This window comes from Aureimonas glaciei (assembly GCF_014643375.1).
Taxonomy (GTDB): Bacteria; Pseudomonadota; Alphaproteobacteria; order Rhizobiales; family Rhizobiaceae; genus Plantimonas; species Plantimonas glaciei.
Map to the genome: position 1 here is coordinate 178,554 of NZ_BMJJ01000002.1, position 17,823 is coordinate 196,376.

21 protein-coding genes are annotated in these 17,823 nt (G+C 68.4%); 14 read left to right on the forward strand and 7 right to left on the reverse strand.

What is annotated here, in order from left to right; all coding sequences use genetic code 11:
• Nucleotides 1–10 precede the first annotated feature (10 nt).
• The 4 genes from IEX88_RS04800 to IEX88_RS04815 are packed head-to-tail and all read left to right on the forward strand — an operon-like array spanning nucleotide 11 to nucleotide 2,168.
• Nucleotides 11–517: a phage tail protein gene (locus IEX88_RS04800; RefSeq protein WP_188849447.1), complete on the forward strand. Its 507-nt coding sequence runs from the start codon at nucleotides 11–13 to the stop codon at nucleotides 515–517.
• A 13-nt stretch (nucleotides 518–530) separates the two neighbouring features.
• Complete coding sequence (locus IEX88_RS04805) at nucleotides 531–1,034, forward strand: phage tail protein (RefSeq protein ID WP_188849448.1); 504 nt, start codon at nucleotides 531–533, stop codon at nucleotides 1,032–1,034.
• 10 nt (nucleotides 1,035–1,044) lie between these two features.
• Nucleotides 1,045–1,560, forward strand: coding sequence for a phage tail protein (locus IEX88_RS04810; RefSeq protein ID WP_188849449.1), 516 nt, complete (start codon nucleotides 1,045–1,047; stop codon nucleotides 1,558–1,560).
• Complete coding sequence (locus tag IEX88_RS04815; RefSeq protein WP_244639848.1) at nucleotides 1,557–2,168, forward strand: GNAT family N-acetyltransferase; 612 nt, start codon at nucleotides 1,557–1,559, stop codon at nucleotides 2,166–2,168. Before IEX88_RS04810 ends, IEX88_RS04815 begins: the two co-directional genes overlap by 4 nt.
• Here the strand turns inward: IEX88_RS04815 and IEX88_RS04820 are convergent.
• A complete protein-coding gene (locus IEX88_RS04820; RefSeq protein WP_188849450.1) occupies nucleotides 2,161–2,454 on the reverse strand; it encodes a DUF6916 family protein in 294 nt (97 codons plus the stop codon). The two genes, IEX88_RS04815 and IEX88_RS04820, sit on opposite strands and share 8 nt — an antisense overlap.
• Before the next feature lie 171 nt (nucleotides 2,455–2,625).
• On the opposite strand from IEX88_RS04820, the gene IEX88_RS04825 reads away from it, so the two are divergent.
• Nucleotides 2,626–3,357, forward strand: a complete 732-nt coding sequence (locus tag IEX88_RS04825; protein ID WP_188849451.1) for a SapC family protein — start codon at nucleotides 2,626–2,628, stop codon at nucleotides 3,355–3,357.
• Nucleotides 3,358–3,399: 42 nt separating this feature from the next.
• On the opposite strand, the gene IEX88_RS04830 is transcribed toward IEX88_RS04825, so the two are convergent.
• The 5 genes from IEX88_RS04830 to IEX88_RS04850 all read right to left on the reverse strand — a co-directional run bounded on the left by IEX88_RS04830 (nucleotide 3,400) and on the right by IEX88_RS04850 (nucleotide 7,089).
• Complete coding sequence (locus tag IEX88_RS04830) at nucleotides 3,400–3,975, reverse strand: invasion associated locus B family protein (RefSeq protein WP_188849452.1); 576 nt, start codon at nucleotides 3,973–3,975, stop codon at nucleotides 3,400–3,402.
• Between the two features lie 384 nt (nucleotides 3,976–4,359).
• Nucleotides 4,360–4,809 (reverse strand): DUF3305 domain-containing protein, encoded by a 450-nt coding sequence (locus tag IEX88_RS04835; protein WP_188849453.1) that lies wholly within the window; start codon nucleotides 4,807–4,809, stop codon nucleotides 4,360–4,362.
• Nucleotides 4,809–5,822: a DUF6352 family protein gene (locus IEX88_RS04840; protein ID WP_188849454.1), complete on the reverse strand. Its 1,014-nt coding sequence runs from the start codon at nucleotides 5,820–5,822 to the stop codon at nucleotides 4,809–4,811. Before IEX88_RS04840 ends, IEX88_RS04835 begins: the two co-directional genes overlap by 1 nt.
• The gene (locus tag IEX88_RS04845; RefSeq protein WP_188849813.1) at nucleotides 5,819–6,361 is read right to left on the reverse strand and encodes a DUF6505 family protein; all 543 of its coding nucleotides are present in this window, start codon (nucleotides 6,359–6,361) and stop codon (nucleotides 5,819–5,821) included. Before IEX88_RS04845 ends, IEX88_RS04840 begins: the two co-directional genes overlap by 4 nt.
• A gap of 5 nt (nucleotides 6,362–6,366) precedes the next feature.
• Nucleotides 6,367–7,089, reverse strand: a complete 723-nt coding sequence (locus tag IEX88_RS04850) for a biotin/lipoate--protein ligase family protein (RefSeq protein ID WP_188849455.1) — start codon at nucleotides 7,087–7,089, stop codon at nucleotides 6,367–6,369.
• Nucleotides 7,090–7,189: 100 nt separating this feature from the next.
• On the opposite strand from IEX88_RS04850, the gene IEX88_RS04855 reads away from it, so the two are divergent.
• Complete coding sequence (locus IEX88_RS04855) at nucleotides 7,190–8,905, forward strand: 4Fe-4S dicluster domain-containing protein (protein WP_244639850.1); 1,716 nt, start codon at nucleotides 7,190–7,192, stop codon at nucleotides 8,903–8,905.
• Between the two features lie 18 nt (nucleotides 8,906–8,923).
• Here the strand turns inward: IEX88_RS04855 and IEX88_RS04860 are convergent, their stop codons facing one another.
• Nucleotides 8,924–10,225 (reverse strand): c-type cytochrome, encoded by a 1,302-nt coding sequence (locus IEX88_RS04860; RefSeq protein WP_188849456.1) that lies wholly within the window; start codon nucleotides 10,223–10,225, stop codon nucleotides 8,924–8,926.
• A gap of 135 nt (nucleotides 10,226–10,360) precedes the next feature.
• Between IEX88_RS04860 and IEX88_RS04865 the strand changes: the two genes are divergently transcribed.
• The 8 genes from IEX88_RS04865 (at nucleotide 10,361) to IEX88_RS04900 (ending at nucleotide 17,820) form a co-directional block, all read left to right on the forward strand.
• A complete protein-coding gene (locus IEX88_RS04865) occupies nucleotides 10,361–11,062 on the forward strand; it encodes a DUF3306 domain-containing protein (protein WP_188849457.1) in 702 nt (233 codons plus the stop codon).
• A gap of 141 nt (nucleotides 11,063–11,203) precedes the next feature.
• Nucleotides 11,204–11,866 (forward strand): TorD/DmsD family molecular chaperone, encoded by a 663-nt coding sequence (locus tag IEX88_RS04870; protein WP_244639851.1) that lies wholly within the window; start codon nucleotides 11,204–11,206, stop codon nucleotides 11,864–11,866.
• 43 nt (nucleotides 11,867–11,909) lie between these two features.
• Nucleotides 11,910–12,137, forward strand: coding sequence for a twin-arginine translocation signal domain-containing protein (locus IEX88_RS04875; protein ID WP_188849458.1), 228 nt, complete (start codon nucleotides 11,910–11,912; stop codon nucleotides 12,135–12,137).
• Nucleotides 12,138–12,144: 7 nt separating this feature from the next.
• Complete coding sequence (locus IEX88_RS04880; RefSeq protein WP_188849459.1) at nucleotides 12,145–15,093, forward strand: formate dehydrogenase subunit alpha; 2,949 nt, start codon at nucleotides 12,145–12,147, stop codon at nucleotides 15,091–15,093.
• A gap of 12 nt (nucleotides 15,094–15,105) precedes the next feature.
• On the forward strand, nucleotides 15,106–15,702 hold the full coding sequence (gene fdh3B, locus IEX88_RS04885) for a formate dehydrogenase FDH3 subunit beta (RefSeq protein WP_188849460.1): 597 nt from the start codon (nucleotides 15,106–15,108) through the stop codon (nucleotides 15,700–15,702).
• A gap of 11 nt (nucleotides 15,703–15,713) precedes the next feature.
• Nucleotides 15,714–16,748 (forward strand): formate dehydrogenase subunit gamma, encoded by a 1,035-nt coding sequence (locus IEX88_RS04890; RefSeq protein WP_188849461.1) that lies wholly within the window; start codon nucleotides 15,714–15,716, stop codon nucleotides 16,746–16,748.
• 5 nt (nucleotides 16,749–16,753) lie between these two features.
• Entirely contained in the window at nucleotides 16,754–17,632 is an 879-nt protein-coding gene (locus IEX88_RS04895) for a hypothetical protein (protein ID WP_188849462.1), read from the forward strand.
• Entirely contained in the window at nucleotides 17,629–17,820 is a 192-nt protein-coding gene (locus IEX88_RS04900) for a hypothetical protein (RefSeq protein WP_188849463.1), read from the forward strand. Before IEX88_RS04895 ends, IEX88_RS04900 begins: the two co-directional genes overlap by 4 nt.
• Nucleotides 17,821–17,823 lie beyond the last annotated feature (3 nt).

A 17,823-nucleotide genomic window follows, 5' to 3' on the forward strand; every position in this document is an offset into this window, starting at 1 on the left:
TGGAGGGGGCATGGCCGAGCCGTTTCTTTCTGAAATCCGCCTGATGTCCTTCGGGTTTGCGCCCAAGGGCTGGGCGCTATGCAATGGGCAACTCCTGCCGATCAATCAGAACCAGGCCCTGTTCTCGCTGCTGGGCACCACGTTCGGCGGCGATGGCCGCGTCAACTTCGCCCTTCCCGACTATCGGGGTCGCACGCCGATCCATGTCGGAGGAGGGCATACGCTCGGGGAGCGGGGTGGCGAGGCCGCGCACACCTTGTCGATCGCCGAGGCTCCAACGCACCAGCACGCCCAGTTTGCGACGTCGACGACCGTGACGAACAACATCCCGGCGGGCAATATCCTGCTCGGCAGCAGCGCGCCGAACGACTTCTATACAGGCCCGGCGTCGCTGGTGGCTCTCCTGCCAGCCAGCATCTCGACGGTCGGCGGCAGCCAGCCGCACAACAACATGCAGCCGTTCCTGGTGCTGAATTTTTGCATCGCTCTCCAAGGCATCTTCCCCTCGCAGAACTGAAGGATCTACAGCCATGGCACAGCCGTATGTCGGCGAGATTCGCATGTTCGCCGGTAACTTCGCGCCCGCCGGCTGGATGTTCTGCGAGGGGCAGCTGCTGCCCATCTCGGAGAACGAGACGCTCTTTCAGCTGATCGGCACCACCTATGGCGGTGACGGAGAAAGCACATTCGGCCTTCCCGACCTGCGCGGCCGCCTGCCGATCCACCAGGGTAATGGTTTCATTCTTGCCGAGAGCGCCGGAACGGAAGACGTCACGCTGACGGTGCCCCAGATGCCGGCTCACACACACGCGGCTTTCGCGTCCAGCAACGCCGCCTCGTCGCCCTCGCCGGCCGGCAATGTCGTCGGGAAATCGACGCAGATCGATGCGTTCATCAATGCCGTTCCCGGCACGCCGCTCAGCCCTAGCGCCATCAGTCTGGTTGGCGGCAGCCAGCCGCACACGAATTTCCAGCCTTATCTCTGCGTCGACTTCATCATTTCGATGTTCGGCATCTTTCCGAGCCCCACCTGAGGAGACTGCGATGGCCGATCCATTTGTGGCTGAGATCCGCATCTTCCCGTTCAACTTTGCGCCCAAGGGATGGGCCTGGTGCGATGGGCAGCTCCTGCCGCTTTCCCAGAACACGGCGCTGTTCTCGCTGCTGGGGACCACCTATGGCGGCAATGGCAAGAGCAATTTTGCCCTTCCGGATCTGCAGGGCTCGGCGCCGATGCATCCGGGGCAAGGTCCCGGGTTATTGCCGCACGATCTGGGCGAGATCGGCGGCACGGAAACGGTCACTCTTCTGGAATCGGAAATGCCCGCCCATACCCACGCTCTCATGACGGCTCCCGATGATCCGGCCGAATCCAACGATCCCGCCGGCAAGGCTTTGGCGCGAGCCAATCTGTTCATCTATGCCACTGGCACAACGACCCAGATGGCGGCACAGGCATTGGCACCCGCCGGCGGCAGTGCCCCGCATAACAACATGCAGCCGTACCTGACCTGCTATTTCTGCATCGCGCTGCAGGGCGTCTTTCCGCCGCGGCCGTGAGCGGCCGTCGGACGGTGGAGGCGCACGACGCCGATTCAGGAGAGATCGGGGGCACCCTGATCGGCGCCGCTGCGGCCATGCCGCGCCCGGCGCCTCAGGGAACGCGCTTCCGTGCCGCCACGACCGCCGATGCGGCCTTCTTCGCCGCCCTCTACGCTTCGACCCGCGCCGAGGAACTGGCCCTGTCGGGCTGGCCGGACACCCTGCAGGAAGCGTTCCTCGCGCAACAGGCGATGGCCCAGCAGGCGCATTATGTCCAGCACTACAACGATGCGGAATGGTGGGTGCTGGAGCAGGACGGGCAGCCGGTCGGCCGGCTGATCCTGGCGCGCTGGCCGGGCCAGCACCGCATCGTCGACATCGCGCTGGTGCCGCAGGCCCGCGGCGACGGCCTCGGGAGCGCGATCCTCGCCGGAGTCATCGCCGAGGCGGAGGCGGTCGGCAAGGCCGTGTCGATCCACGTCGAGAAGGCCAATCCGGCGATGCGGCTCTATCGGCGCCTCGGCTTCGCGACCGTGGAGGACAAGGGCGTCTACGACCTGATGATGCGCCTTGCGGCCGGCACGGCGACGGTCGACGCCGCCGACGGTCGCGTGGCGATCAGTTGAAGACGGCTTCGTAGAACATGCGCTCCCCCTGCCGCCCAACGGGTACCAGAAACACCGGTGTGCCCTCGCTTCCATCGCCGGCCGGAGCGAGCGCGACCGTACCTTGCGAAAGCGCCTGCGCGGCCGGGCCGGAAAAACTCAGGCTGAAGCTCTCGCCTTCGCGCAGGCCCTGGCCGAGCGGCGTCACGGCGTCGAGGACGAGCGGCACGACAACGCCGCCGGTACGCGCCTCGAACGCGCTTCCGGCGCATGCCTGCGCCGATTCCAGTGTCGTCAGCATTGCCATTTGCCACCCCGCTTCGCCCCTGCCGCGTCAGGATAGCGGATTTAGGCGGAGCATCGAAACCGGCGATTGCCGCGCCGGAGATTATCCCCCAACTTGCTTGAAGGGGCTCGCTACGCGGCATCGGGGGATGCGCTGCGAAGCGGGCAGATCACTATCGGGAGACGCTTTGAGATGAGCCAGACCCAGCCCGTCATGCCGCTGTTCTATAAACGGCCGGAAGCCCTGCAGCCGGAGCGGCACGGCGCGCTCGGCCTGAAGCCGGAGCCGGATTTCGGCTTTGCGGCCCGGGCCGTGTCGGTGCCGATCAGCGCGGCGGAAGCGCCCTTTGCCGCCCGCCACTATCCGATCGTCTTCGCCACCGCCGGGGAGTTCCTGCCGCTGGCGGTGCTGGGCCTCTCGACCGGCAAGAACCTCTTCGTCGATGCGACCGGCACCTGGGAGCCGGGCGTGTACATTCCGTCCTATGTGCGGCGCTACCCGTTCGTCTTCGCCACCGGCGAGGACCAGGGACGGCTGACGCTCTGCGTCGACCGGGCGGCCGGGCGCCTTCTCGAGCAGGGCGGCGACAAACTGTTCGAGGACGGCAAGCCGACCAAGGTGACCGACAACGCACTGGAGTTCTGCGCCGCCTTCGAACGGGAGATCGCGGCGACGCGCAAGATCGTCGAACTCCTGCGCAAGCACGCGCTTCTCACCGGGAGCCTGGCGACGCTCACCCTGCCGAGCGGCTCCAAGGTGGCGCTGAAGGATTTTATGGTCATCGACGCCGCGGCGGTCGACAAGCTTTCGGACGAGGCCTTTGCGGAATTGCGCCACAACGGCGTTCTGCCGCTCGTCTTCGCGCAGATTGCGTCGCGGGCCGGATGGGGCGATCTCGCGCTCCGGCTTCCTGAAGGACGCTAGGCGGCCCGAGCGGCATGGTAAGAGCCGTCCGGTCCGGCTCCACTACGGGGTCGTCTCGCCCGGCGCCGGGGTGCTTGCACGGCCGGCCGCGAAGTCGGCGTAAGCGGAGGAGAAGCCGACCAGCGTCACCGGGACGGTGACATCCTGCTGCTGCGCCGACTGGAAGGTGACGCCGAGGGTGCTGCCGCCCTTCAGCCTGTCGAGCAGGGCCGTGTCCAGGGCGGCGCCCGCATAGCTGCCGTTCTGATCGGCGGTCTGGATGACCAGCTTCTGGGCCTCGCCCTTGTCGATCTGCATCTGCACCCCGGCCGGAAGGAACAGCCCGTGCGGCAGCGCCAAAAGCAGCGCCGGCTTATTGTCCGCGCCGGGCTGGACCATCACTGTCAGCAATCGCTGCTGGCCCTTTCCCTGATCGGCCACCAGGTTCTGCAAGACCGTGCAGCGCTTGGCCTCGCCATCCCCGTTGCAATTGACCTGCCAGTTGCGTCCCGGCGCGGCGGTCTGGGCCGTTGTTGCCGGCGCCGGAGTCGGTGCCGGAGCTGCTGTCGGTGCGGGTGCCGCTGTCGGTGCAGGTGCCGTATCTTGCGCGGCAGCCGGCGATCCGGTCGCGGCGACCATGGCAAGGATCCATCCGACGGCGATGCGCGCTGGTATCACCACGTTCCTCTCCTCCTGATGCGCGGCATTCAGGTCGAGTTGCGCTCGCCGCATGGCGCCGGCGTATCTTTGCCCGAGCGGCTCGCACAGACAAGCCGGCTGCGGGAGCAGGAAAGCGTGGTTGGGAGAGTTTCGCGGAACGATCAGCGGCGGCGTTGACCTTTGCTGCAACGCCCCAAACCCTCGTCGATCTGGCGCCTCGTCGAAAGCGGCGGATCACGTCGATCAGCCGACCCCCGTTGTCACGCACACCTAGCGATAGACTGCCGCGTCGAGGCTGATCTGGACGAGGATGAACGAGATCGCGACCTGCCTGAGCATCCGCAATCACCGTCGGGGACGCCGCTATTCCCGCTTGCGCTTGCGAAAGACGCGCTCGACGTGGTGGGTCCGGACGAAGTCGGCCAGCCGCTCGGCGATTTCCGAGGGCATCGGCGCGACGTCGACCATCAGGCCGCCGGCCTCCGTCATCGCTTCGCCCTCCGCCGGGTCGGCCGTGACCGAGAGCAGGCGGATGCCGGCGGCGGTGTCCTCGATCGACAGGGTCACCCAGAGCATCGCCTCGCCGGTGGCGAGGTTGTCGCGATAGTTGCCCGTTTCCACCCGGTGGAACTCGACATCGGCGGAGCCGGCATAGAGCATTGCTGCGTCTCCTTCCGTGCCGAGGACATGCCCGTCGGCCATGTCGGCGGCTTCCGGCACGATGGCGACGACGCGGAAGGCGTGGGTCGCCCAGGGGCTCGACGACGGCCGTCGCTCCACCACGACGCCGACACGGAAATTGGGCCCTGCCATCAGCTCGTCTCCTCGCGCGTGCGAAGCGGCAATCCCGCGATGAGGTTCTGCGGCTTCATCCGCACTTCGCCGGTCCGCGTCATCGCGAGCAGGAGCCAAACGGGTCGCGCGCCGATCGCCGGAAGCGCCTCCTCCGGATGGGTGAAGCGCAGGGCAAAGAGGCCGATGATCCGCTCGGCGTCGCCGTCATCGAGTTCCTGCCCGCGCCAGAGCGCGTTGCCGATGCGCGTCGCATCGGCGTCCAGGCCGACGAACCAGGCCCAGTCCTCCTCGTCGGCGCGCGCCTCCGGCGTGACGGTGACGGCCACGCCGAGGAGATGGGCGACCCAGAGCTCGATGGCCCGCGCCAGGCCGCGCCGCGAGGCGACGCCCCCGGAAAAGGAGAGGACGAGGTCGAAGGATTCGCTGCGGTGGCCGTACGAGGCGGCGTTCTCGTCCGTGAGGACGTCGAGCTCGGTGACGACGGGTTCGGCGAACATCTGGAGCAGCGGCGGGGCCGAGCGGCCGCGGTCTTCCTGCAGCTCGACGATCTCGGCATCAGCCAGGAGCAGGGCGCCCGCCTCGACGCTGGCGCGCTGCGGGCGGAAGAACAGTTCCGCGGCGCGCAGGACATGCGCGTCGTCGCAGCCGTCGAGGACATTGCGCAGGATCACCTGCGTCAGCTGGTTGACGAAGAGCGGCGGCGTCTCATGCATGTGCCCCCTGACGAGGCCGAGATAGGCGCCCTCCAGCGTCGGCGCGGCGGTCAACCGGTCGCGAAAGGCGAGCATGACCTGCCAGTTCTCGCGTGCATCCGCATCCTCGAGGGCGGCGATCTCGGCGGGCTCGACGGTGCGGCGGGGATCGGCCATGAGCGCGGCATGCAGGCGCTGCTCCGCGGGACAGGCCTCCGGCGGCGGCATCAGCTCGGGCCGGGCGAAATGCGCTTTCAGATAGTCGTCGGTGAGGACCAGGCGGCCGTCCTCGTCCCGGTCGAGCAGCTGATGGCCGGAAGAGACCCAGAATTCCATCATGTCGGGCCTCGCATGAGAGCGTGCAGATCGACCGCCTCGGCGGCATCGCCGTCGTCGTTGTCCTCGAGCGTCACGATGTCGAAGGCGCGGCTGTGCTGGACGAGGTCCTCGCGCTTCTTCAGGGTGCGGAAGCGCTCGCGGATGCCGTCCTCTTCCACGCTGCGCTGGACGGCGAGAAGGGTGTTTTCCGGATGGTCGCAGAGCGAAGCGGCAAACGCGATCTCCTCCTCGGCCGCGGCCCAGGCCGTCGCCTCGTCGGGCGCACCGAGATGCACGACGAGCTGGCGGGCGAGCAGGGCTACCGCCGCCTCGCGCTCGGCTTGGCTCGCGGGCGTGACCACCACCAGCGTCGACCAGCCGAAACTCGAAAGGCCGAGCAGCCCCGAGCGAAAAGCCTGACGCTCCTTGCCGGCCAGGGCCTGCATGTCGCGGTCCCAGAACCGGAACGCGCCCGAAATCGCCCATTCGCCGGGCGCTGCCGTCTCGTCGAAGACGAATTCGTCGGAAGGATCGAGCCGGATCGTGCGCGGCAGCTTCAGCCCGGTCAAATCCAGAATGCCCCGGTCGCGGGATCGAGCCAGGATGGCGTATACAGCGCCTCCCGCAGCGAGCGGCGCGTGCCGCCGGCCAGGACGTCGCCATCGTCGAGGATCTCGGTGTCTTCCCCGCGCCAGCGGCGCAGCCAGTTCTGACGCACGGCGTCAAATCCTTCCTCGGCCCACAGACTCGTCTCGCGCAGAAAGGTACGGGCGAAGCCCTCGACGAGCGTGCCTGGGTTCAACTCTTCAAAGCCCTGCTCGTCAAGCCCGCCGAGCAGGGGGCGCAGCCCTGCTTCTCCGGCCTGCATCACGATGACGCGGATCGTCGCGCCGAGGACGAGCCAGGCCGGAACGGCATCCTCCGGCGTGCCCTCGGGCCAGGCGAGACGCAGGCCACCGACCAGCGCGCCGTCGATGCGGATCGCATCCGGCCAGCCGAGCGCGATGTCGACCAGGGGCGGCGCATGGATGCTGAGGGCGTCGCCCAGCGCATTGCCGGCGGCGTAGACGACGCGGCGCGCCAGGGCCAGGGGCTCCTCCGGCTCCAGCACCAGGGCAAACTCGGCCAGGTGGAAGCGCCGGGCCCAGACCAAGGTGCCGGCTCCCGCCGACAGCGCGATCTCCCGGGCATGGGCAAAAGGATCGACGGCCTCGCGCATCGCCAGGAGCGAATAGGGGGGCGGCAGCGACAGGTCCGAAGCCAGCGGGGAGGGGCGGGAGAAGGGCATGATCACACGGATTCGGATTGACTTTTCACAGTTTACAATGGTTCTAGCCTGAACGGCCAGTGCAGAAAACCCAATAGCATCAATGAGGACCGCTCAGACAGTGCCGATCTTTGCCATGGACGACCAGCCGCGCCAGTCCGCCCTTGCCGCTCTTTCCGCCCGCGCCGTCTCCGCGCCGCCGCTGGTCACGCTGTCGAGCAACGGCGTCGTTCTCGTGCATGGCGCCGGTGCGGCGGCGATCGCCGCGGGCCTTGCGTTGTCCGACCGGCTCGACGTGACGGTGGTGCTGTCGGACGGCAACGCGGTCGAAATTCCCGGCGGCCTGGCCTTTCCGGTCGTCCACGGGCGTGTCGTTTCGGCGTCCGGCCATTTCGGCGCCTATGAAGCCGTTCTCGACGGCTTCGCCGCGACAAGGGGTGGTCCGGTCCGCGACGGTGCCGTGTCGCGCTGCGACCTGATCCTCGACCTGTCGGACGCGCCGGCGCTGTTTCCTGCCTTCGAGGCCCGCGACGGCTATTTCAAGATCGATCCGGCCGACGGTGTCGCCCTGGCGCGGGCGCTGGAGGAGGCCGGCGAGCTCGTCGGCGAGTTCGACAAGCCGAAGTACATCGATTTCCACCCGGAGCTGTGCGCCCATTCCCGCTCCTCGATCAAGGGCTGCACGCAGTGCCTCGACGCCTGCGCCATGGAGGCGATCACCCCGCTGGGCGACGTGGTCTCGATCGACGCCATGGTCTGCGCGGGCTGCGGCAATTGCGCCGCCGTCTGCCCGACCGGCGCGGCGTCCTACACCGTGCCGACGATCGACGAGCAGCTCGGCCGCCTGCGCGCGATGATCCTCGCATTTCGGGATTCGGGCGGGACGGACGCCATCGTCCTGATCCACGACGTCACCGTCGGACGTCCGCTGATCCAGGCGATCGGCGCAGAGCTGCCGGCGACGGTGCTGCCTTTCGAAGTCAATGAGATCAAGCAGATCGGCATCGAGGTCATCGCCGCCGCTCTGGCCTATGGCGTGTCGGGCGTCCGCCTGCTGACGCGCCGGGCGCCGAAAAACGGCATCGCGGCGCTTTCCGGGACCGTCGCCATCGCCACCACTTTCGCGGCCGCCCTCGGCTATGGGGCCGAGGCCTGCGCGATCGTGCAGGCCGATGCGCCGGAGCAACTGCTCGCCGCGCTCGCCGCCCTGCCGGGGGGCGTGCCGAGCCCGCAGCCGTCGCGCTTTGCACCTGTCGGCGCCAAGCGCGGGCTTCTGGAGTTCAGCCTGCGCACCATGCACGAGGTCGCGCCCGCACCCGTTGCGCTCGTGCCTTTGCCGGCCGGTTCCCCTTTCGGGACGGTGCTGGTCGAGACCGAGGGCTGCACGCTCTGCCACTCCTGCGTCTCGGCCTGCCCGACGGGGGCGCTGTCGGCTGGTGAGGACCGGCCGATGCTGCGCTTCTCGCAGAATGCCTGCGTCCAGTGCGGCCTGTGCGCCGCGACCTGTCCCGAAGACGTCATCACGCTGCGCCCACAGCTCGACTTCGCCGCCTGGAACGCGCCGCGCGTGACGCTGAAGGAGGAGGAGCCCTATCCGTGCGTCCGCTGCGCCAAGCCCTTCGGCACCCGCAGCACGATCGAGCGCGTGGTCGCCAAGCTCGAGGGAAGCCACTGGATGTTCAGCGGCGAGAATGCCCGCCGGCTCGACGCGATCCGGATGTGCGAGGCCTGCCGCGTCGAGTCCGCGCTGAACGAGGGGTTCGACCCCTATGCCGGGCCAGCGCGTGAACGCCCGCGGACGGCGGCCGACTACGCGGTCCTGGACGACGAGGCCTGAGCTCCAGGGCCTGGGCCGTCAGTCCTTCGGGGCCGTCACCCGTGCGAGAAAGTCCACGAGCGCCTGGCGGCTCTCCGGCCGGGTGATGGTCTGCTCGGGCATCTTGGTGCCGGGCGTCAGGGCATGCGGTCCGACCTCGAACAGGCGGGCGATCGTCTTCTTGGTCCAGACGATGTCGTGACCGGCGAAGGCCGGGGAATAGTCATAGCCAGGCAGCGTCGCGATGCGGCGCCCCATGACGCCATGGAGCGACGGCCCGGCGCGCGTGCCTTCCCCCGGCTGGAGCGTGTGGCAGGCGACGCAGGCACGAAAGACCTCGGCGCCCGGGTCGTCGCCATAGGCGGCGAGCGGGTCGGCTTCCGAGACGAGGAGCCCCTGGCCGAGAGGGGCCCCCGTTCGCGTGTCCCAGCGCCGGACGACATGGTCGTTGCCGCCGGTCAAAAGGTCCGCCGTGCCGGGAACGAAGGCCATGGACCAGACCGGCATTCCCGGGCCGACCAGCGTTCGGAGCGGCTCGAGGCTGCGCCCGCCGAAAACCTGCACCGCGCCCCGGAGGCCGGAGACGGCGACCGTCTGCCCGTCGCCCGAGACGGCGATGGCCGAAATCGGCGTCGGCGCCACGGCGCTCTCGGCCTCGACGCTCCCGTCGGCGGCCGAGACGATCCGCAGGCGGCCGTCGCCGCCGCCGACCGCCAGACGCGATTCCCCCAGCACCGCGAGGGCATTCAAGGGCGTCTCGAAGGTCGTGACGCGGGCGGGACCGTCGGCGGGCCAGACACGCAGCGTCCCATCGTAGCCGATGGTCGCGATCTCGCCCGAGGCGAGAAAACCGATCCCGTTGACGTTGCCCTGATGCCCCTCGAGGACGCTAGGGGCGCCTTGGCCGTCGAGCGGCCAGACGCGGGCGCTGCCATCCCACGCGGCCGATCCGAGCCGCGATCCGTCCGCTGAAACCGCGAGTGCGACGACCGGGCCGCTATGCCCTTCGAACACGCGCGAGGGAGCCGTGGCGCCGCCCTCCCACAGCGCGATCCGTCCATCGTCTCCGGCTGTCGCGAAGCGTGGGGCCGAGGCGGTAGAACCGGGCAGGAAGATTGCCGCATTGACAGAGCCCGCATGGAACCGGAGGACCTGCTGCGCCGATCCCGTCTGGAGAGACCACAGGATCGCCGTCGTATCGAAACTGCCGGAAACCGCCATCAGGCCGTCTGCGGTGACGGAGAGGCCGCGGACCGGTCCGCCATGGCCGCGGAGATCGGCCGCGGAACCCGTGCAGGGCAGCATCGCGATAAGCAGGACGAGAAGGGCGGGGCGCATCATCGGGCAAGTCTGCGGGGTGCGGCGGCGACGCGCAATCCCTCGGCCGCGCGGCGGGACGCCCGGCCATGGCCTTCTCGTGCAGAGTAGGGCCAGGAAAGGCGCTTGCATTGGCGACCGCCGGGGGAAACATAGCGCATGAGCACCGATTTCATCGCCCGCTGGTCGCGCCGCAAGCGTGGCGTCGATCCCTCGCCGGTCCCGCCGCTCGACCCCCAGGCGCAGAGCCTGGCAGCCCCCGGCGCGGTGGCCCGGGACGGAAGTGACCAACCCGTCGATCCGGTCGACGACTCGACGGAGGCAGAAGGCGCGGCGATTCCGGCTGCGTTGACTGCCGAAGACCTCGCCGACCTTCCCGATCCCGAAGAATTGACCGCGGCGTCGGACATCACCGGCTTTCTCCGTTCCGGCGTGCCGGCGGCGCTGCGCAATCGCGCGCTCCGACGCATGTGGTCGATCGATCCAGACATCCGGGACGCCATCGGCGATGCCCGCGACTATGCCTGGGACTGGAACATACCCGGCGGAATGCCGGTCTCCGGCCCGATCCCGGCGTCGATCGACGTCGACAAGATGGTGCGCGGCATTTTCGGCACCGACAGGGTGCAGGAGGAGATCGGGCCGGACCCAGAGGCCGCCTTGCCCGAGATTCAGCAGCCGGCTGACAACCCTGTCGAGGAACCCGTCGCGCCGTCTGCCGAGCGGCAGGATCCCCTCCTGGTCGCTGCCGAAACCCCGGGCGCAGAGGCGGCCGGCGTCGATCCAGATCCCTCGAAGGACACTCCGCCGGCGGCCCCCCAGGCGCGTCCCTTGCGGCATGGCGGTGCTCTGCCGAGCTGAGAAACCCCTCAGGATTTTCGTTTCTGTTTGGAAACGTTCAAAAAATGAGTTGCATCGGCCGCTTCCCCCTTTATCGTCCGCCAGACCATGCAAGCGACACGCGCATTGCGTGTTGCCGGGCAGTCAAAAGGGTATCGGCGCTTGAGCCAGAACGGACACGTCACATTTTCGGAGCACCTCCCGACCCCGGCAGAAATGCCGGTGGAAGAGGCAGCGGCAGCTCTGGACGCGCGCGACGCCGTGGATCTCGCCCGCTCGCATCTTTACGCCATGCTGGCCGTCCTTTTCGCGCGGTCGCCGACGCCCGCGACGCTGGCGGCATTGGCCTCCGTCGAGGGCGGGCAGGGGGCGCTGGGGGCGGCCTGCCGTGCGCTCGCCGCCAAAGCGGCCGTGGCGGCGCCGGACGCTCTGGAGCGGGAATATTTCAATCTCTTCATCGGCGTCGGCCGCGGCGAGCTCGTCCCCTACGGATCCTATTACCTGACGGGCTTTCTCCAGGAGAAGCCGCTGGCGCGCCTGCGGCAGGACCTCGGCGAACTCGGGATCGAGCGTCTGCCGGGCCTCGGCGAGTTCGAAGACCATATCGCCGTCCTTTGCGAGATTCTGTCGGGACTGGCGGACGGTCGGTTCGGGACGCCGGAGGGCGCGGACGAGCGCTTCTTCGCACGGCATCTGCAACCCTGGGGCGCCCGGTTCTTTGCGGATGTGGAAGCGGCAAAGGCCGCGGATTTCTACAAGCTTGTGGCCGCCGTTGGGCGGGCTCTGATGGCCATCGAGGCCGAGGCCTCGGACCGCGCCGCGTGAGGCGGGGGATGGCGATGACGGACGGTTTCGGGAGGAAAAGACGATGACGGTGGATTCGCGCAACAAGCTGGACCGCAGAGGTTTCCTTCGCTCGGCTTCCGGCGTCGCCACCGTGGCCGCCGTCGCTGCCGCGATCTCGCCGGCCATGGTGACGGAGGCTGAGGCCTATGATCCCGGTCCCGACGAGACGGGGGCGAAGTATCAGCCCGATGCCGCGGACGTTCAGGCCTTCTATCGGTCGAACGGCTATGAAACCCTGAAGGACAAGTGAGGCCGCCATGCTGACCAAGCGCAAGTCCGCCGCTGCCGGCGCCTCTGTATCCTCTGTCGCTTCTTCCGCTTCGGCGGCCGTCCCGCGAGGGCTCGACCGCCGCGCCTTCCTGCGCAATTCCGGCCTCGCCGTCGGCGGCATGGCCGTGTTCGGCGCGATGGCGCCGGGTGCTGTGCGAAAGGCGGAGGCGGTCGCCGGGCCAATGCCCGGCGTGCCGATCGTGATCAAGAAGAACATCTGCACCCACTGCTCCGTCGGCTGCACCGTGACGGCGGAAGTCCAGAACGGCGTCTGGACCGGCCAGGAGCCGAGCTGGTCGAGCCCGATCAATCGCGGAACGCATTGCGCCAAGGGCGCGGCGATTCGCGAGATCGTGCACGGCGACCGACGCCTCAAATATCCGCTGAAGCTGGTCGACGGGGAATGGCAGCGCCTCAGCTGGGAGCAGGCGATCACCGAGATCGGCGACAAGATGGCCGAGATCCGCGAGACCTCCGGCGCCGACGCCATGTACATGCTGGGCTCGGCCAAGTTCACCAATGAGGGCGCCTATCTCTTCCGCAAGTTCGGCGCCTTCTGGGGCACGAACTCGGTCGATCATCAGGCCCGCATCTGCCACTCGACCACCGTCGCGGGCGTCGCCAACACCTGGGGCTACGGCGCCCAGACCAATTCCTACAACGACATCCGCAACGCCAAGACCATGATCATCATGGGCGGCAACCCGGCGGAGGCGCATCCCGTCGCCATGCAGCACGTGCTGGCGGGCAAGGAACTGAACCGCGCCAACATGATCGTGGTCGATCCGCGCTTCACCCGCACCGCCGCGCACGGCACCGAATATGTGCGCCTGCGTGCCGGCACCGACATCCCGGTCATCTGGGGCATTCTCTGGCACGTCTTCCAGAACGGCTGGGAGGACAAAGAATTCATCCGCACCCGCGTCTACGGCATGGACGAGGTCCGCAAGGAAGTCGCCAAGTGGACGCCGGACGAGGTCGAGCGCGTCTCCGGCGTTCCCGGCGAGCAGCTGAAGCGCGTCGCCTATCTGTTCAGCCAGGAAAAGCCCTCGACGCTGATCTGGTGCATGGGGGCGACCCAGCACACCGTCGGCACCGCCAATGTGCGCGCCTACTGCACGCTGGTGCTGGCGACCGGCAACATCGGCAAGCCGGGCACCGGTGCCAACATCTTCCGCGGTCACACCAACGTCCAGGGCGCGACCGATCTGGGCCTCGACGTCACCTCGCTGCCGCTCTACTACGGCCTCACCGAGGGCGGCTGGAAGCACTGGTCGCGCGTCTGGGAGGTCGAGTACGACTATCTCCAGAGCCGCTTCGACGAGGTGCCGGCCAAGGGCGGGCGCAAGCCGCGCTCGCGCAAGGAGAACATGGAGACCCCCGGTCTCACCTCCACGCGCTGGTTCGATGCCGTCACGCTGCCCGAGGAGGACATCGACCAGCGCAGCCCGCTGCGCGGCATGTTCGTCATGGGCCACGGCGGCAACACCGTGACGCGCATCCCCGAAATGCTGAAAGCGCTCGAGAAGCTCGACCTGCTCGTCGTTGCCGATCCGCACCCCACCACCTTCGCCGCCATTCCGGGACGGCGCAACGGCACCTATCTCCTGCCCATTGCGACTTCGCTGGAATGCGACGGGAGCCGCACCGCGTCCAACCGCTCCCTCCAGTGGGGCGAAAAGATCGTCGAACCGCCCTTCGAGGCGCGCACCGATTACGACGTCATCTACGATTTCGCGGTCAAGTTCGGTTTCGCGGATCAGATGTTCAAGAACATCGCCCGGGTCGACAACAAGGTGGTCGCCGATGACGTGCTGCGCGAGATCAATCGCGGCGGGTTCTCGACCGGTTATTGCGGCCAGTCGCCGGAGCGCCTGAAGGCGCACATGCGCAACCAAGCGAAATTCGACCTCGTGACGCTGCGCGCACCGAAGGACGATCCGGAAGTGGGCGGCGAGTATTACGGCCTGCCGTGGCCGTGCTGGGGAACGCCGGAGATGAAGCATCCGGGTTCGCCCTTGCTCTACCGGACGGACGTCTCTGTCTGGGAGGGCGGCGGCACGTTCCGGGCCCGCTTCGGCGTCGAGCGGAACGGGCAGACGCTCCTGGCCGAGGACTCCTTCTCGAAGGATTCCGATCTCACCGACGGCTATCCCGAGATCAACTTCGGCATCCTGAAGAAGCTCGGCTGGGACAAGGACCTGCGGCCGGCGGAACTGGCGACCATCCAGCGCGTCGGCGGCGACAAGCCGGATGCCGTGAGCTGGGCGACGGATCTCTCCGGCGGCATCCAGCGCGTCTGCATGGACCATGGCGTCATGCACTACGGCAACGCCAAGGCGCGCGTCGTCGCCTGGAACCTGCCCGATCCCGTGCCCGTCCACCGCGAGCCGATCTATTCGGCCCGGCCCGAGCTCGTGTCGAAATATCCGACGCGGCCGGACGAGATGCAGTTCCGCCTGCCGAATGTCGGCTTCTCCGTCCAGAAGGCGGCGGTCGAGAACAATGTCTTCCGCAACTTCCCGATCATCCTGACCTCGGGCCGCCTGGTGGAATACGAAGGCGGCGGCGAGGAGACGCGGTCGAACAAGTGGCTGGCGGAGCTCCAGCAGGACATGTTCGTCGAGATCAACCCGGTGGACGCCGCGGCCCGCGGCGTCGTCGACGGAAGCTTCGTCTGGGTGATGGGCACCGAAAACGCGGCCAGGACCCGGGTCAAGGCGCTCGTGACCGAGCGCGTCGGGCCGGGCGTTGCCTTCATGCCCTTCCACTTTTCCGGCCATTACCAGGGCGCGGACTGGCGCGGGCACTATCCCGCCGGCACCGATCCGATCGTGCTGGGCGAATCCGTCAACACCATCACGACCTACGGTTATGACCCGGTGACCGGCATGCAGGAGACCAAGGTCGTCCTCTGCCAGATCGCTGCGGTTTAAGGGGGCCTGAACATGGCGCGTATGAAATTTCTCTGCGACTCGGACCGCTGCATCGAATGCAACGCCTGCGTCACCGCCTGCAAGAACGAGCACGATGTCCCCTGGGGCATCAACCGCCGCCGGGTCGTCACACTGAACGACGGAAAGCCCGGCGAGCGGTCGGTGTCGATGGCCTGCATGCACTGCACCGACGCGCCCTGCGCGGCGGTGTGCCCGGTCAACTGCTTCTTCACCACCGCCGATGGCGTCGTCCTGCATTCCAAGGACCTCTGCATCGGCTGCGGCTACTGCTTCTACGCTTGCCCCTTCGGCGCGCCGCAGTATCCGCGCGTCGGCAATTTCGGCTCGCGCGGCAAGATGGACAAATGCACCTTCTGCGCCGGCGGTCCCGAGGCCGACAGCTCGGAGGCCGAATACGCCAAATACGGCAAGAACCGGCTGGCCGAGGGCAAACTGCCGATGTGCGCCGAGATGTGCTCGACCAAATCGCTGCTGGCCGGCGACGGCGAGATCATCGCCAGCATCTACAAGGAGCGCGTGGCCCGGCGCGGCTACGGCTCCGGCGCCTGGGGCTGGCAGACGGCCTATCGCGAAACCGTGCAGACGTGAGGACGGAGACGATGACGCGACTTCTCACTCTCGCCACCTCCGCCATGCTCGGCCTTGCCGTGCTCGCCGGTCCGGCCGCCTCCCAGGACGGGCCGGGCGGCGTGCCGACGCAGGAAACGACCGATCCCAGCGGCCAGAACCCGACCGCGGCCGCGCCGACCGAGGCCGAGCTGCTTAACGCCCTGCAGGGTGGCAAGATCACCGGCCGTATCACCATTCCCGACGGCAAGGCGGCCGTGCTGGAACAGCCGGAGGGGCGCGAATACCGCGGCTTCCGCGAGGGCTGGCTTCCCTGGATCGGCGGCATCGCCGTTCTCGGCATGCTGATCGCGCTGGTGGTGTTCTACATGACCCGCGGCCGCATCATGATGGAGCCCGGCCCCGATACCGGCCGCAAGATCCTGCGTTTCGGCGCGATCGAGCGGATGAACCACTGGATGACCGCCTCGGCCTTCATCCTGCTGGCGCTGACCGGTCTGAACTACATCTTCGGAAAGCGGCTGATCTTTCCCCTGATCGGCCCCGACGCCTTTGCCGCCATGAGCCAATGGGGCAAGTACATCCACAATTACGTCTCATGGGCCTTCATGCTCGGCCTCGTGGTCATGATCGTGGTCTGGATCAAGGACAACATCCCCGATCGCACCGACATGCGCTGGGTCAAGGAGTTCGGCGGTCTCGTCGGCACCGGCCACCCGCCGGCGAAGCGGTTCAATGCCGGGCAGAAGGGGATCTTCTGGTCGGTGACCATCGGCGGCGTGGCGCTGTCGCTGACCGGCATCCTGATGCTCTTTCCCTTCACCCTCCTCGACATCACCGGCATGCAGACGGCGCAGTACATTCACGCCATCGTCGGCGTCCTGCTCATCGCCATCATGATAGCCCACATCTATATCGGCTCGCTCGGCATGGAGGGCGCCTATGATGCCATGGGAAGCGGCGAGGTCGATCTCGGCTGGGCCAAGACCCATCACAGCCTCTGGGTCGAAGAGGAAGAGGCGCGTGGCGCCAAGTCGCTGCGGCCCGGCGCGGTTCCGGCGGAGTAGAGACCATGCAGCCCAAGATCTTCGCTCTGCTTCTCGCCAGTTGCAGCTTCGTCGCCGCGGCCAGCGCCCAGACGGCGTCGCCGCCGGCTGCAGAGGCTCCGGCCGTCGTGCCGGCGCCCGATGCGGGCGCTCAGGCCACGCCGGCACCCGGCGCACAGACCGCTCCGCCGGCTCCGGCCGCCGGTTCGGTCCAGGCCGCGCCGACGGGCGTGACGCCGGCGTCCCCTGCGTCTCCGGCCGCGCCGCCGGCCAATGCGACCGCCGCCGCACCTGCGGCAGCGGCGACCGCGGGACCGGCCAATATCTGCGCCGAACTCGTCGCCTATCTCACGCCGAAGCCGCCCGCGCCGCCGACGCCCGGCCAGCCGGCTGCCCCGACGGCCGCGACCACGCCGGCGCCTGCCGGGATCACGACCACCGCCCCCGCGCCCGCAGCTTCTGGTCAGGCCGTCGCGCCGGCCGCCGGTACAGCCGCTCACGCGCCGGGCGCGGGCCAGGCCGCGGCCCCTGCCGCTGCGGCAGCCCAGGGCCAGTCGCCGGGCGGCTCCGCCCAGGACTCGTCGAACCAGGCCGGGGCGGCCGTCGAGGCGCCGAATGGCGCCAACGCGCCCGCCGCGCAGGGCTCGGGTCAGAACGCGCCGCAGACCTCAGGTCTCTCGGCGCCGATTCCGACCTCTCCCACAATCCAGAAGAAGGGCCCGACCATGTCGCTGGCCGAGGGACAGGCGCTGGCGGCGGCCAACGACATCGCCGCCTGCCAGAATGCCGCCCGGTCGATGCGCCGGGAAGGTGTCGACATGCCGCCGGCGCTGATGGCGCTGGCCGCGCTCGACCTGAAATTCCAGCAGACCGCGGCGCCCGCCGCACCGGGAGGCCAGCCGTGAAGTCGATTTTCGTCGGTCTCGTCCTGACCCTGTGCATCGGCGTCGTGGCCGCCCTCGTCCTGACAGAGGCGCAGCGGCCGTCCTATGCTGCCTTCAGCAGCACCTCCGGCGCCAGGGTCGGCAATCCCGGCGACAATCTCGTCGGGGCGGACTGGAGCCAGCCCGGGGAGGGCGCGGCCGGGGGCTGAGGG